Source organism: Salmonella sp. SAL04162 (genome assembly GCF_046551535.1).
GTDB lineage: Bacteria > Pseudomonadota > Gammaproteobacteria > Enterobacterales > Enterobacteriaceae > Salmonella > Salmonella enterica.
This window is the reverse complement of record NZ_JBGDVX010000013.1, coordinates 123,751-138,543: the sequence shown is the minus strand read 5'-3', so window position 1 is coordinate 138,543 and position 14,793 is coordinate 123,751. Positions and strand designations below refer to the sequence as shown.

The window sequence follows — 14,793 nt, the reverse complement described above, 5'->3', positions numbered from 1 at the left end:
AAGTAAAATTAATGTTTCAAATTTGCAAGAAAAGAAAGTGAAGCGCAGGCGAATAACGGATTGAGAAGAGGGGCATCGGTGGGAAATGACATTAAATTAATGCCTCCCACGTGCGGGGTTTGGCAGTTAAACTGAACGAGAATTGCGCCTTCCCCTTCTTAGATACTGAGCAGTGCCGGTATTTGCGACAGTAAATATAACACCAGACCAATAGCGCCGCCGACCAGCGTGCCGTTCACGCGGATAAACTGCAAATCTTTACCGATATTAAGCTCAATCTGCTGCGACATATCGCGCGCATCCCAGCCTTTTACGGTATCGCTGATGTGGCGCGTCAGGAAGGCGGCGAATTCCGGCGCGACCCGGTGCGCGGCCTGTTCCAGATGACCGTTAAGCGAGGCGCGTAATGCGTCGTCGGCGATCAGCGTCTCGCCAAACCATTGTCCGGCATGAGCGATGCGCTGCTTTACCTTCGAGTCTTCGGCGTTGATATCTGTTTTTAACCACTGGCGTAGATCCGCCCAGATCTCGCCGAGATAACGGTTAAACGCCTCATCTTCCTTCAGGTAACTTTTAATGTTTTCTGCCCGGGCAGCCATTTCCGGATCATGTTTAAGTTTATCGATCAGCTTATACGTCGCGCGATCGAAGGCATGACGAATCTGATGCGCGCGGTCGTGACTGATATCATCCAGCAGAGAATTTACCGCGTCGGAGACCAGTTCAGCGCTGTGTTCTCCCAGCCATTCGGTCGGCAGAATCTTCGCTTTTAACGGATGCTCGGTCTCCAGCCAGCGTATGATCTGTCTGGCGATAAATGTTCGGGAGCTGTCACGCTGTAACAGGGCGATAAGCTGGGCGATCAGCGTATCGAATAACACCTGGTGACGATCGTTTTTGGTCATGCTTTCCAGCATCAGGGCGCTGGTGCCGGAAAGGTCCACTTTATCAATCGCCTTATGTACCGCTCGCTTGAGCAGCCGCTGAATACGGGCGTCATCGGTTAGTTCCAGAAAGCCGCTCATAATTTGCAGCAGATGCTGCCCGACCCGGCTGGCGTTGTCCGGCTGGCTGAACCAGTTTCCGATAAGCAGCGCGGGTTCATGGCGGCGGATTAGCGCGATCAGCGACTGCGTATCAAGGAACTTCTCCTGCACAAATTGCCCAAGATTTTCGCCGATTCGGTCTTTATTACGGGGAATAATCGCCGTATGTCGTGAAATAAACGGAATGGGAATACGGCGAAACAGCGCCACCACGGCAAACCAGTCCGCCAGCGCGCCAACCATCGCCGCTTCGGCAATAGCTTTTACGCCCAGCACCCAGAAACTGGGCGGCAGGAAAAGCGTGGTTACAAACGTCGCGGCGGCTATCAGCAACAGTGAGAGCGCCAGGCGTTTGGCGCGTTTGAGTTCGGCGATTTTATTCATAGGGTTAAGGATAGAGCCAGACGGCAGGAACGTGCAAAAAACATCAGATTATCCTGTGCCGGATAAGCCTCTATCCGGCAGAGTAGTTACTTCTCAGCGGCCAGTTCTGCCGCCTCATGCTGGCGCACGCGCTGTAATAATGTCGCCAGGGTGAAGACCACAATCACCCCGGCCACCGCTGCCAGCAGGTGAAACGGCAGTCTCCCGCCGTGAAACCACAGCCAGCGGCCAACTTCGACCGACACCGCCATCACCGTCAGAATCACCATGTTCAGCGAGGCCGAAACCGTCCCTTTTGGCAAGTTGTTGGAGAAAAGCGTGAAGCGAAACAGCGTCGGGAAAATCATGCCAATGCCGAACGCGTACAGGCTGGTGCCCAGCACAGACCAAAGCCAGACGTGCGGCAGAAGAAGATTACCGAGGAGCAATGTTGCCAGCCCGCTTAACTGAATTGGTACGGCGCGCCAGATAAAACGCGGTCGGGTCGGATCTTTCACCAGGCGCACAACGATCATATTGGCCACGATCACCGCGCCGAATACGGGCACCTGCGCCCAGGCGAATTGCGAAGTACTCATCCCGCCGGCATCGATCAGGATCACCGGCGACACCGCCACCCAGCTCATCATCGGGATATAGCTCAACGACAGCGTCGCCGCCCCGGTGAGAAAAATCGGGTTGCGAAACACATTACGAAAATCGCGCAGTACGCTCACCGCACTGAACGGCACCGCGCCGCGTTGCACCGTTTCTGGCATCGCCAGCAGCAGGCCGCACAACGCCAACAGTCCCATCACCGCAATAATACCGAACAGCACCTTCCAGTGAACGAAGTGCATCAGCGCGGCGCCGGAGAGCGGGCCGATAACCGGAGCGACCAGCACAATGGAGGTAATAATCGCCATCAGCTTAATGGCTTTGGTTTGACCGAAAGCCTCCTGTACCGTGACGTAGCCGACCGTTGCGATAAAGCAAATGCTGGTGCCCTGCACAAAACGGGCAACCAGAAACTGCGTCATTGAGGTCGTCAACAGCGTTGCCGCGCAGGCGAGAGTAAAAATTAATGCCCCTGCGATCAGCACTGGCCGGCGGCCAATCCTGTCGGATAGCGGCCCCAGAAGCCATTGCAACGCCATTCCGCCCGCCAGATAGAGACTGACCGAGGCCGGTGCAAGACTGACGTCAGCATTAAAATCGCGCACGACGTTAATGATGCCAGGCTGAATCAGATCCGTCGTCAGATAGGCGGCAAAATCGTACAAAATCAGCGCCATCGGGAAAAATAACGTTGTGGCGCGTTGGGAGAAAAACTGAATAATCCGTTGCATAAAAAATGCGCTCCATGTCGGAGAACCCCATGATGGGACCGCGAAACTCAATACCGTCATCGTGACGTCAGGCAGGCGATGGAAACAGCGGCTGCGGATGTACTGAATTTCATGTAATCAAAAACGCTGCCGGTGAAAACACAGACAGGAAGAGACGCGTTCTGAATCTCGTCAGAACGTGTGGCGATTACAGATAACAATCAGCACATCACACCTCGGGAAATTTACGTTGCACGGAAAATATACACATTAAGTGTAATTAAATTTTGATGTTAATCAAAAGAGTTTGTCTGGTTAATAAAGATAAAGGCAGGGCGCGCAGACTGGCGTTTTGCGTGTTCAGTTCCGAAAACGCATGTGCATTACAGATAACAGGATTTATCTTCCGTCGCGCCTCGCAATGCTGAAAAGGTACGGATGAGAAAGGAATTTTCAGGAGGTAGAGTCGCAGCATCCTGGTTTGGGGTGACGGAGCGCCATGAAAAAATCGACGACCTCAACACCGCATGATGCGGTGTTTAAAACCTTTTTGCGCCACCCGGAAACCGCCCGCGATTTTATGTAGATTCATCTGCCGGTGTCGTTACGCCAGCTTTGCGACCTGCGGACGCTAAAGCTGGAGCCCGGCAGTTTTATTGAAAAAAATCTGCGAGCCTATTATTCCGATGTGCTTTGGTCGCTGAAAACGCGCGAGGGCGACGGTTATATCTACGTCGTGATTGAACATCAGAGCACGCCGGATGCGCATATGGCGTTCCGGCTGATGCGGTATTCGATGGCGGCGATGCAGCAGCATCTGGATGCGGGGCATAAGCATCTTCCGCTGGTGGTGCCGATGTTGTTTTATCACGGTGTTGATAGCCCGTATCCTTTTTCGCTGTGCTGGCTGGATGAGTTTGCGAACCCGGAAGTGGCAAGAAGACTCTATGCCGCTGCCTTTCCGCTGGTCGATATAACGGTGGTATCGGATGATGACATTATGCAGCACCGCCGCATTGCGCTGCTGGAGCTCATCCAAAAACATATCCGCCAGCGCGACCTGCTGGGACTGGTTGAACGGATTGCTTCGCTGTTAGTTACTGGTTGCGCTAATGACAGGCAGCTTAAAGCGCTGTTTAATTATCTTATGATTCAGCACGGACACACGCCTCGTTTCACCACGTTTATTCGTGATGTGGTAGGGCATGTCCCGCACACTAAGGAGAGACTGATGACGCTGATAGAGAGGATCCGCGCAGCGGATCGCAGAAAAGGGGAACGGCAAGGAAGACAGGTCGGTCTGGAGGAAGGATTAGAAAAAGGGCTGGAAAAAGGTCAGCGCGTTGCCGCATTGCGTATCGCCAGACAGATGCTGGCGGACGGACTTGACCGCGAGACTGTCCAGCGGTTCACCGGCCTTACGGCTGAAGAGCTTCAGGATGTTAGCCACTAACGCGGTTCCAGTCTGAATGTTGCAGGCCCGGTGATCGCCGGGCAACGCTCTCTGTAATTATCGCTGATAACCGCACGAATATACCGAACTTTACCGATAGCGCCAGCCATCTCTACTACCCTTATTGTTCTGAGCGGCATTTACGGCTGCCTTAATGACGATAACAAGGAGACATGTGATATGGCTTACCAGACAGTGAATCCTGCCAATAATCAGCTCATTAAAGAGTACCCCCCGCACACGGACGCGGATATTGAAGCCGCGCTGCAAAAAGCTGACGCGCTCTATCACTCCGACTGGTCCAAAGGAGAGATTGACCAACGTCTGCCGGTACTGCATAAACTGGCTGACTTGATCGACAGCCGTGTTGAAGAACTGGCAAAAATCGCCAGCCAGGAGATGGGTAAGCTCATCGAGCAGAGCCGTGGCGAAGTCAAACTGTGCGCGCAGATCGCTCGCTATTATGCGGATAACGCGAAGCAGTTTCTTGCCCCGGTGCCTTATAAAACCGAGTTTGGCGACGCGTGGGTAGAACATCATCCGATTGGCGTCATCATGGCCGTTGAGCCGTGGAACTTCCCGTACTATCAGTTGATGCGTGTGCTGGCGCCGAACCTGGCCGCAGGTAACCCGGTGCTGGCGAAACATGCCAGCATCGTACCGCACTGTGCCGAGACGTTTGCCCATCTGGTGCGTGAAGCTGGCGCGCCGGACGGCGCATGGACCAACCTGTTTATTTCCTCCGATCAGGTGGCGAACATCATCGCCGACCCGCGCGTGCAGGGCGCGGCGCTGACCGGATCTGAAAAAGCGGGGAGCGCCGTGGCGGCACAGGCGGCGAAGCACATTAAAAAATCGACGCTGGAACTGGGCGGGAACGATGTGTTCGTCGTGCTGGACGATGCCGATCTTGAGAAAGCGGTGAAAATTGGCGTGCAGGCACGGCTCACTAATGCGGGGCAGGTATGTACGGCGGCGAAGCGCTTTATCCTGCATGAGAAAATCGCCGATCAATTCCTCAGCCAGTTCACCGAGGCGTTCAGGAAGGTGAAGGTGGGGGATCAGATGGACGCTTTTACCGAACTGGGGCCGCTGTCGTCGAAAGATGCTCTGGATACACTGACCAGACAGGTCGAGGAAGCGGTGAAAAATGGCGCGACGCTGCACGTTGGCGGCAAGCCGCTGGAAAGCAAAGGTAACTTCTTTGAGCCGACGATTCTGACCCACATTACGCGTGACAACCCGGCGTACTTTGAAGAGTTCTTCGGCCCGGTGGCGCAGATGTATGTGGTGAAAGACGATGACGAGGCGGTAAAACTCGCCAACGATTCCCACTACGGCCTTGGCGGCGCGGTGTTTAGTCAGGATATTGAGCGTGCTAAACGCATGGCCTCCCGGATTGAAACCGGGATGGTTTATATCAACTGGCTGACCGACACCGCAGCGGAGCTGCCGTTCGGCGGCGTTAAGCGTTCGGGCTTCGGACGCGAGCTATCGGATCTGGGGATTAAGGAGTTTGTGAACCAGAAGCTGGTAGTGGTGCGCCGCTAATCCCTGTTGCCCCTCTGAAAACGGGAGGGGCCTGGCTTTTTTGCAGCGAAGGACGCGGATCTTAAATCAGAACGAAATAAGCGAACAAAACACCTTCAATCGCCCTCCTTATTTATCCACGTTGCACTAACCGTGCTTTTTATCCCGATATTGTTTGTACAGACATTCATGATGCCCGCATTTTCTGTTCTATGCGGAGGTCGGTATGGAATTTTACGAGAACCGCCCCAGACAACCATTTATTGGCTTTGTGCAGCTCAGACGGGCGCTAAAAAGGTGGTGGCTGCGTAAGCGGGCCTGTCAGGCGCTGCGACGAATGAGTGACGAGCAGTTAAGGGATATTGGGTTGGAAAGGAAGGATGTGGAATAACAGATAAGAGCCAGTAAAACTGGAAAGGCTGGATAATCTTATCTTAACCTCTCCAGTAGGCGGGTATCCTGGAACGCTAATTTTCCTGCCAGGCTTTCTCGATCAGCAGTTTGGCTTTATCCAGATCGTGTTCGTTACGCACAATCAATTCGACGTCGCCGGTTCCCCAGTGGCCAATGTTTGTGACGTCCCGGCTAAATCCTTCTTCAAGCTGGATATGCTGTGGATTGATTTTCAGCCACAGGCGTAGGTGTGGATCGGTCACGGGATAAACGGCCACGCACAGAAAGTTACGAATGAGGCGGAAGGCGTCATAGAGCTTAAGCTCTTTAAACTGAACCTCATCACTGAGTGAGAGCACATAACTTTTTAGCTGTTCATATAATGAAAGCAGCGCGGGTGAGGCCGAAGAGAGCTGTTCGCGCTGCGTGCGGGTATGGCGCTTACCGTTACCGCTGCTGACGGAACCGTTCGCGATGATGTGCTGAGGGCTATTTTCGACCACGGCGTTAACCAGTTCCAGCATTAACAGGTCGTCGGCAAAAAGCTTGTAGCGAATCAGGTTGATATTGCGGTTGATTTGCTGAACGGCATGTTCGTCGTATTTATTAAAATCGGCGGCAATACAGATTAACCGTGTGCCGGACCAGTCAATGGCTTTGGCCGCGGTTTTACTTATTTTCTCCATCACCAGCAACTGAAATTCCGCTTTATGATCGAGCAGCCAGTCGAGATAAAACAGCCCCTGGTTAATGACGTTTTCATTGCTGTGGCGCTTATATTCAATAATCACCGGGCAGTTATTTTCGTCGAGGCCGAGGGAATCAATTCGCCCACGATGGGTTTTACCCGTGCGGTATTCGGTCTCGAGAAAGCGGACGCCAAGGAATGTTTCCATATGGGATTCGATCAGCATTTGCAGATCTTTTTCAATGGCTGCAGCTTTGCCCGGCAGTTCTTGTACTTTCCCGCCACCGAGGCGGAAAAGCTGGATATCGCTCATGGATCCCTCCTGAATTTTCTGCGCACTATCATACGTTATGTGAAAAGAGATAAAAGCGGAAATCGGGCTTTTGGAGGTGAGATATGTTATAAGCCCGACAGCAGGTGGTTACCGGGCAGCGGGCCGTAGGTCGGATAAGCGTTAGCGCCATCCGACGCTGTTACAGCAATTTGCGCGTCTTACAGAAGGAAAGTCCAGCTGAAAATCAATGAAAATAAGCCGCTGGATGAGAGGTGATATTATATTTGGTGATGAGAATAAAGCGGCTATTTAGTCGCTTTATTGGTTTCTGGAGGCAGGTTAATTTATGGCGGCATCGGCATTATAAGAAGGAAAGGGTTCGAATGATGCAGACCCTATTCATCTGCCCGGGCAACGTTGACCACCGTATAAAGATGCCCCTCATTGATTTAACTTGTAATGAACTGCCACACAATCCAGCAGCCAAAGGCGATCAGAATGCCGCCGGCGGCGCGTTCAATTTTCCAGACAAGATTACCCAGACGACCTTGAATTTGCGGCAGGGCGATAAGCGTTATCAGCAGCAGATCCCAGAGTAACACTACGCTGGTCATCCAGATTCCACATATGGCCTGCTGTGTAACGGTCACGTTTGGGCCCAGCAGGGCGGTCATTAGCGCCAGATAAAACAGAGCATTTTTCGGATTCAACAGCGATGAACCTAGCCCCAGTAATAGTTGTTTTGCCAGTGACGGACATGCCGATGCGGCGTACCGCCACTCCAGCGGCCCGGCGCGGCTTTTCAACAGTTGACGGCCCACCCATAGCAGGTAGGCGGCACCCAATAGTTCGATGATGGTAAAGAGCAGCGGCGTCTGACGTAGTAGCCCTGACCCAATCACCACCAGCAGAATATAGAGCCCATTTCCCGCCGCAATGCCGAGGCACAGCCCGACGCTACCGCGCAGCCGATAGCGTACGGCGTAACCGACCAGCAAAAAGAAGTCCGGACCCGGGCTGAGCAGCGCCATAAAATGCGCCAGCGCCAGTGCGGGAAACGCCGGAGGAAATAACGTTGTAACCTGTTCCATAGTAACCTCAGTGATGATACTGAGGTCAGCCTATACCTGCGGATGCGCTATTTATTGTCGGATATTGATCTGTTCTGCGCGTACTGACGCGGCGTTGCCGCCGTGTAGCTGACGAAGGTTTTGTGGAAATGACTTTGATCGGCGAAACCGGTCTGATAGGCAACATCGGCAATATCGTCCCCGGCGCGCAATCGGTGCCGGGCATATTCAATGCGGGCCATATTGGTAAAGCTGACAGGAGTCAGGCCTGTATCCTGCTTAAAAGTGCGAATCAGAGTCTCCTTACGGAGCGCAAACTCCTGCGCCAGTGTGTCCAGCGTCGGCGGTTCCTGAAGGTTGCTGACTAAGCGGGCAACCAACTGGCGGCTGATGGCGCATGGCGGTTCGGCGTCGGCGCTTTGTAGCGGCAGGGCGCGCAACAGGTGGATAATAAGCGCCGGAAGTCCGGCGGTTTGTTGCTGAGTAATAGACGTCACAATTTGCTGATAAAGCTGGAAAAGCTGCGGGTCCTGCAACTGTGGCTGCGTGGTATGCAGGCGGCTATTCGCCGGCAAATGGGGGAGCTGCGTCAGGCACCAGTCCGCATCGAGATACAGCATATGATAGCTGCGTGGTCGCTCGTGGAGCGGGTTACAACTGTGTGGAGATTGCGGGGGGATCAGGATCAGCTCGCCGGGGCGTAACAGATACTCTTGTCCGTTACTGATGCAGCGGGTTTCTCCGGCGATGATTGCGCCCAGCGACAGTTGCGGGTGGCTGTGGCGCTTATAGGCCTGACGGCTTTCACTGGTGGTACGTAGCTCCAGCCACGGCAGTTGTGGCAGACGCCAGAAGCGTTGGTGAATATCTCGGATAAGGGGCATACAATCTCCTGTGCGGCCCGGCTTTTCTGCGCCCGTTTACTTCCTTAACCCCGCAAACGCCGCTCTAATCTCGTCTTCCGGCAACTGGATCCCGATAAATACCAGCGTGCTGTGCGGCGTTTCGTCGCCCCACGGTCTGTCCCAGTCGGCGCTGTAGAGGCGCTGCACGCCCTGGAACAGCAGGCGGTTGGGTTCGCCGTCGATCCACAGCATCCCTTTGTAACGCAGCAGTTTATCCGCTGATTCCAGCAGCAGATTTTCCATCACCCGCGAAACCTCGCTGATATCCACCGGGTAATCCAGTTCCACCACAATTGACGACACATCGTTCTGTTTATCGGCAATAAAGTGGAAACGCGGTTGGCTTGCCAGCACGTTCTCTTCCAGCATAAAGCCGCTGGTATTAAACAACTGACTCAGGTCAATATCGCCGTGTACCACGGTGTAAACCGGGGCGCGGGCGTTGATACGCGCCAGCCGCTCGCGCAGTTTCTCGCTGTCGCCTGCCACGTCGGTTTTGGTCAGCAGGATACGGTCGGCGTAGCCTATCTGCGACTGGGCGATGGTGAACTGGTTCATCTGCTCGTTAGCGTGCACCGCGTCGACCAGCGCAATCACGCCGTCTAACAGGTAGCGTTCGCATAATACGTCATGGGAGAAAAAGGTCTGAATAATCGGGCCGGGGTCAGCCATGCCGGTGCATTCAATTACCAGGCGGTCGAAAGCAATATCGCCGCGGTCGCGGCTGTCGAGCAGGTCTAATAGCGCATCTTCCAGCTCGTTGGAGCGGGTACAGCAGATGCAGCCGTTAGTCAGGGTTTTGATCTGTGTGGCGCGATCGCCAATCAGTTGATCGTCAACGGAGACTTCGCCAAATTCGTTTTCGATAACGGCGATTTTAAAACCATGTTGTTCGTTGAGGATATGGCGTAGTAGGGTGGTTTTGCCGGCACCAAGAAAACCGGTAAGTAGGGTAACTGCAATCGGGGTCATAGTCTCTCCATTAACAACAGCGCATACCGCCTTTGCCATCGCCGCCGTAACGTGCTTGCTGACGTTCGCGGAAGAACTCTTCATAGGTCATGTACGGCTTGTCGGGATGGTTGGTTTTCATGTGCTCGACATAGTTGTCGTAGTCCGGAATACCAATCAACATTTTTGCCGCCTGGCCGAGATATTTTTTTGCCTGACCTAAAGTATCAAACATTCTGCCGTCCTGTTAATGAATAAAGCCGGATGGCGGCTTGCGCCTTATCCGGCCTACACTAGCCGGGATCGCTGTGCGCTACCCGGCATCAGTTTTAGTGGTGTGAAGAGATCTTCACGCCGCCTTCCGGCACGGGCACATACGGGGTTTCTTTGTCGGTACGTTTATCGCTGTTGCGTACCTTCATCCAGGTGGTGAAACCGTAGAAGATAATACTGTACACCACCACCAGGAACAGAATACTCAAACCAGCGTTAGTGTAGTTGTTCACCACGATATGGTTCATGTTGGCAATCTGTTGCTCGGTCAGGTTGGTGCCGTTGGCAATCTTCTCTTTATACAGGTTTGCCATGTAGAAGAAACCTTCCATCTGTGGGTTGGCGCTGAACAGTTTCAGGCCCAGCGCCCAGGTGGTGCAGATCAGCAGCCATACCGCCGGGATCACCGTTACCCAGATGTACTTGGTGCGCTGCATTTTGATCAGTACCACGGTGCTCAACACTAGCGCCACGGCGGCCAGCATCTGGTTAGAGATACCGAACAGCGGCCACAGGCTCTTCACGCCGCCCAGCGGGTCGACCACGCCCTGATACAGCAGATAGCCCCACAAACCGACGCAGCCTGCGGTACCGATGATACCCGCGACCAGAGAATCGGTTTTTTTCAGGAACGGGACGAAGTTACCCAGCAAATCCTGCAACATAAAGCGGCCGGAACGGGTACCCGCATCCAGTGCGGTCAGGATGAACAGCGCTTCGAACAGAATACCGAAGTGATACCAGAAGCCCATATCCGCCATCGGCAGGACTTTGTGGAACACATGCGCGATACCTACTGCCAGCGTTGGCGCGCCGCCTGCGCGGTTCAATACTGACGGTTCACCGATATCTTTCGCAGTTTGCAGGATTTGTTCCGGGGAAATCACAAAGCCCCAGGAGCTGACGGTCGCCGCTGCATGTGCGGTAACGTCTTTCAACTGCGCCATAATCAGCGGCGCGTTCTCGCCGCCCATCTCGTGCAGGTTTGGCATGGTAATGCCCAGACCTGCCGGCGGGGTGTTCATCGCGAAGTAGAGACCCGGTTCAATGATCGAGGCCGCCACCAGCGCCATCACCGCAACAAAGGACTCCATCAGCATCGCGCCGTAGCCGATAAAACGCGCATCGGTCTCACAGGCCAGCAGTTTCGGCGTGGTACCGGAAGAGATGAGCGCGTGGAAGCCAGAGACGGCGCCACAGGCGATGGTGATGAACAGGAACGGGAACAGAGCGCCTTTCCACAGCGGGCCGGTACCGTCGACGTACTGCGTCAACGCCGGCATTTTCAGTTCCGGGTTGAGGATTACAATCCCCAGCGCCAGACCGACGATCACGCCGATTTTCAGGAAGGTAGCGAGATAGTCGCGCGGGGCGAGGATCAGCCATACCGGCAGCAGCGCGGAAACAAAGGCGTAGCCGATCAGCGCGAAGGTAATGGTGGTGTCTTTAAAGGTCAGCGCCGGGCCCCAGTACGGGTCGTGGGCAATCACGCCGCCGAAGTAAATAGACGCCACCAGCAGCACGATACCAATAACGGAGACTTCGCCTACGCGTCCCGGACGCAGGAAGCGCATGTAGATGCCCATAAACAGCGCAATCGGCACCGTTGAGCAGACGGTGAAGACGCCCCACGGGCTTTCGGCCAGCGCTTTAACCACGATTAATGCCAGCACCGCGAGGATGATGATCATAATTAAGAAGCAGCCGAACAGCGCGATGGTGCCTGGAACGGTACCCATCTCTTCTTTGATCATCTCGCCAAGAGAGGCGCCGTTACGGCGGGAAGAGATGAACAGCACCATAAAGTCCTGCACTGCGCCCGCGAGCACCACGCCCGCCAGCAGCCACAGTGTCCCCGGCAGATAGCCCATCTGCGCGGCCAATACCGGCCCGACCAGCGGACCTGCGCCGGCGATGGCGGCGAAGTGGTGACCAAACAGCACGTAGCGGTTAGTCGGCACGTAGTTCAGGCCGTCGTTATTGATGACCGCCGGCGTCGCGCGCGTCGGGTCGAGCTTCATGACCTTCTGGGCGATATACAGGCTGTAGTAGCGGTAAGCCACCAGATAGACGGAAACGGAAGCGACCACGATCCACAGGGCGCTCACGTGTTCACCCCGACGTAGGGCAACGACCGAGAGGCAGAAAGCACCGATGATTCCGAGAATCACCCAGGGTATGTGCTTGAATATCTTTTTCGTATCCATAGTAAAACCTGGTTGTAAGTTTAATTATCAGCCGAAGCTGGGTGGACATTGAGTTCGTGTTTGAGGAGGTAGATTGACTGCTATGCTGAGAGGATCTTGCCAGATCATCGCGCGCGTAAAGTTAGGTAAATCAGTGAGTGGTTGTATGGCGGTTTAAGCGGTCGGACGTACCGGTAAGCGGTTTCGCGGAGGAGGGCGTGGGCTATTTTATATGATTGAGATCACAATATAAAATGGGACGATCCTTGTTGCGCGGGGCGTCATAACGACTTAACTGAGCTAATCGTGATATTAATGGCGCGCATCCCATAAAGTTTTCCCTTTCCAGGCCGAAAATTCTGTATCTGTCTAGCGGAAAGAGAAAACATGTTAAAACGAATTAAAATTGTTACCAGCTTACTGCTGGTATTGGCGCTATTTGGCCTTTTACAACTGACATCCGGCGGGCTGTTCTTCAACTCGCTGAAGAATGACAAAGAAAACTTCACCGTATTGCAAACCATTCGTCAGCAGCAGTCTGCCCTGAATTCAACCTGGGTGGAGCTGTTGCAAACGCGTAATACCCTGAATCGCGCGGGTATCCGCTGGATGATGGACCAGAGCAATATTGGCAGCGGCGCAACTGTCGCTGAACTGATGCAGGGGGCGACCAATGCGCTGAAGCTCACCGAAAAAAACTGGGCGCAGTATGAGTCGTTACCGCGCGATCCACGTCAGAGCGAGGCGGCTTTCCTTGAGATCAAACGAACCTATGATATCTACCACGGCGCGTTGGCGGAGCTTATTCAGCTTCTTGGCGCGGGTAAGATTAACGAGTTTTTTGATCAACCGACTCAAAGCTATCAGGACGCTTTTGAGAAGCAGTACATGGCCTATATGCAGCAAAACGATCGTCTGTACGATATTGCTGTTGAGGATAACAACAGTTCCTACAACCAGGCGATGTGGGTACTGGTCAGTGTGCTGATTGCCGTTCTGGTGGTCATTATCGCCGTCTGGTTCGGCATCAAACTGTCGCTTATCGCCCCGATGAATCGTCTGATTGAAAGCATTCGTCATATCGCCAGCGGCGATCTGGTGAAGCGTATCGACGTGGAAGGCTCCAACGAAATGGGGCAGTTGGCTGAAAACCTGCGTCATATGCAAAGTGAACTGATGCGTACTGTTGGCGATGTACGTAACGGCGCGAATGCGATCTATAGCGGCGCCAGCGAGATTGCGATGGGCAACAACGATCTCTCTTCCCGTACTGAGCAGCAGGCAGCGTCTCTGGAAGAGACCGCCGCCAGTATGGAACAACTGACCGCCACCGTGAAACAGAACGCCGAAAACGCCCGTCAGGCCAGTCACCTGGCATTGAGCGCCTCTGAAACAGCGCAAAAAGGCGGCAAAGTGGTGGATAACGTCGTACAAACAATGCGCGATATCGCCTCCAGTTCGCAGAAAATCGCCGATATTATCAGCGTAATCGACGGTATTGCTTTCCAGACCAATATCCTGGCGCTGAATGCGGCGGTAGAAGCGGCGCGCGCAGGTGAGCAGGGACGCGGGTTCGCGGTGGTGGCCGGTGAAGTCCGTAATCTGGCCCAGCGTAGCGCGCAGGCGGCACGGGAGATCAAGAGTCTGATTGAGGATTCCGTGAGCCGTGTTGATGTGGGGTCGACGCTGGTCGAAAGCGCCGGTGAAACCATGGATGAGATCGTCAATGCAGTTACCCGCGTGACCGATATCATGGGCGAGATTGCCTCGGCGTCCGACGAGCAAAGCCGTGGTATCGACCAGGTGGGCCTGGCGGTAGCGGAGATGGATCGCGTAACGCAGCAGAACGCCTCGCTGGTGGAAGAGTCCGCCGCCGCGGCTGCGGCGCTGGAAGAGCAAGCCAGCCGTCTGACCCAGGCCGTCGCGGTGTTCCGTATTCAACAGCAACAGCAGCGTGCGCGTGAAGTGGCAGCGGTAAAAACCCCGGCAGCCGTGTCGTCACCAAAGGCCGCTGTGGCCGACGGCAGCGATAATTGGGAAACGTTTTAAGGGCGTATGGTGAACAGTCGGCCTACAGATGACCGTAGGCCGGATGAGATGTTCACACTTTTGCCTGATGGCGCTTCGCTTATCAGGCCTGGCAGTCCGCACAGGCCGATTTTAAACCAGCATCAGGCGCATGGCGCAGCGTGATTTATACGCCAGGCCGTGCGCCGCTTCCTCCTCTCTTTTCTGATATCGCGCGCTAATCCAACGTTGAGTGAAGGTGTGCGGTGATCCACAAAAAATGAATAAAGCAAGAGATTGCACGACAGGAGAGCCTTGTTTCGCGG

At 54.3% G+C, this 14,793-nt stretch carries 13 protein-coding genes and 2 pseudogenes; 4 read left to right on the top strand and 11 right to left on the bottom strand.

The features are described 5' to 3' along the window. Window positions 1-158: 158 nt before the first annotated feature. Both ACLJRH_RS21630 and mdtM read right to left on the bottom strand, forming a co-directional pair. Window positions 159-1,430: a DUF445 domain-containing protein gene (locus ACLJRH_RS21630; protein WP_023137548.1), complete on the bottom strand. Its 1,272-nt coding sequence runs from the start codon at window positions 1,428-1,430 to the stop codon at window positions 159-161. Window positions 1,431-1,516: 86 nt separating this feature from the next. Further along, window positions 1,517-2,758: a multidrug efflux MFS transporter MdtM gene (gene mdtM / locus ACLJRH_RS21625; RefSeq protein WP_001188918.1), complete on the bottom strand. Its 1,242-nt coding sequence runs from the start codon at window positions 2,756-2,758 to the stop codon at window positions 1,517-1,519. Between the two features lie 478 nt (window positions 2,759-3,236). On the opposite strand from mdtM, the pseudogene ACLJRH_RS21620 reads away from it, so the two are divergent. Then, window positions 3,237-4,190: pseudogene (locus ACLJRH_RS21620) on the top strand (Rpn family recombination-promoting nuclease/putative transposase). Here the strand turns inward: ACLJRH_RS21620 and ACLJRH_RS21615 are convergent. Further along, a complete protein-coding gene (locus ACLJRH_RS21615) occupies window positions 4,187-4,330 on the bottom strand; it encodes a hypothetical protein (protein ID WP_153247006.1) in 144 nt (47 codons plus the stop codon). The pseudogene ACLJRH_RS21620 and the gene ACLJRH_RS21615 sit on opposite strands and share 4 nt — an antisense overlap. Window positions 4,331-4,370: 40 nt before the next feature. Between ACLJRH_RS21615 and ACLJRH_RS21610 the strand changes: the two genes are divergently transcribed. Continuing rightward, complete coding sequence (locus ACLJRH_RS21610; RefSeq protein ID WP_023137545.1) at window positions 4,371-5,741, top strand: NAD-dependent succinate-semialdehyde dehydrogenase; 1,371 nt, start codon at window positions 4,371-4,373, stop codon at window positions 5,739-5,741. Between the two features lie 95 nt (window positions 5,742-5,836). Here the strand turns inward: ACLJRH_RS21610 and ACLJRH_RS21605 are convergent, their stop codons facing one another. Continuing rightward, window positions 5,837-5,980, bottom strand: a complete 144-nt coding sequence (locus ACLJRH_RS21605) for a hypothetical protein (protein ID WP_001541460.1) — start codon at window positions 5,978-5,980, stop codon at window positions 5,837-5,839. Here ACLJRH_RS21605 and yjiS point away from each other — a divergent pair. Further along, a complete protein-coding gene (gene yjiS / locus ACLJRH_RS21600) occupies window positions 5,947-6,111 on the top strand; it encodes a DUF1127 domain-containing protein YjiS (RefSeq protein ID WP_000397917.1) in 165 nt (54 codons plus the stop codon). The genes ACLJRH_RS21605 and yjiS overlap by 34 nt on opposite strands. A 76-nt stretch (window positions 6,112-6,187) precedes the next feature. Here yjiS and ACLJRH_RS21595 read toward each other — a convergent pair whose 3' ends face one another. From ACLJRH_RS21595 to btsT, 6 genes are all read right to left on the bottom strand, one after another. Beyond that, window positions 6,188-7,114, bottom strand: coding sequence for a DUF5655 domain-containing protein (locus ACLJRH_RS21595; RefSeq protein WP_001280245.1), 927 nt, complete (start codon window positions 7,112-7,114; stop codon window positions 6,188-6,190). Between the two features lie 410 nt (window positions 7,115-7,524). After that, complete coding sequence (locus tag ACLJRH_RS21590; protein WP_000438685.1) at window positions 7,525-8,166, bottom strand: LysE family translocator; 642 nt, start codon at window positions 8,164-8,166, stop codon at window positions 7,525-7,527. Window positions 8,167-8,213: 47 nt separating this feature from the next. Beyond that, entirely contained in the window at window positions 8,214-9,029 is an 816-nt protein-coding gene (locus tag ACLJRH_RS21585) for an AraC family transcriptional regulator (protein WP_001128427.1), read from the bottom strand. A gap of 36 nt (window positions 9,030-9,065) precedes the next feature. Continuing rightward, entirely contained in the window at window positions 9,066-10,022 is a 957-nt protein-coding gene (yjiA, locus tag ACLJRH_RS21580; RefSeq protein ID WP_000187838.1) for a GTPase, read from the bottom strand. Between the two features lie 10 nt (window positions 10,023-10,032). After that, window positions 10,033-10,236 (bottom strand): YbdD/YjiX family protein, encoded by a 204-nt coding sequence (locus ACLJRH_RS21575; RefSeq protein ID WP_000460616.1) that lies wholly within the window; start codon window positions 10,234-10,236, stop codon window positions 10,033-10,035. Window positions 10,237-10,330: 94 nt separating this feature from the next. Next, on the bottom strand, window positions 10,331-12,481 hold the full coding sequence (btsT, locus tag ACLJRH_RS21570; protein ID WP_000379929.1) for a pyruvate/proton symporter BtsT: 2,151 nt from the start codon (window positions 12,479-12,481) through the stop codon (window positions 10,331-10,333). Between the two features lie 366 nt (window positions 12,482-12,847). On the opposite strand from btsT, the gene tsr reads away from it, so the two are divergent. Further along, complete coding sequence (gene tsr, locus ACLJRH_RS21565) at window positions 12,848-14,509, top strand: methyl-accepting chemotaxis protein (protein ID WP_023137544.1); 1,662 nt, start codon at window positions 12,848-12,850, stop codon at window positions 14,507-14,509. A 111-nt stretch (window positions 14,510-14,620) separates the two neighbouring features. Here the strand turns inward: tsr and ACLJRH_RS21560 are convergent. Continuing rightward, window positions 14,621-14,695: pseudogene (locus ACLJRH_RS21560) on the bottom strand (GNAT family N-acetyltransferase); the annotation flags it as partial. Window positions 14,696-14,793: the final 98 nt, after the last annotated feature.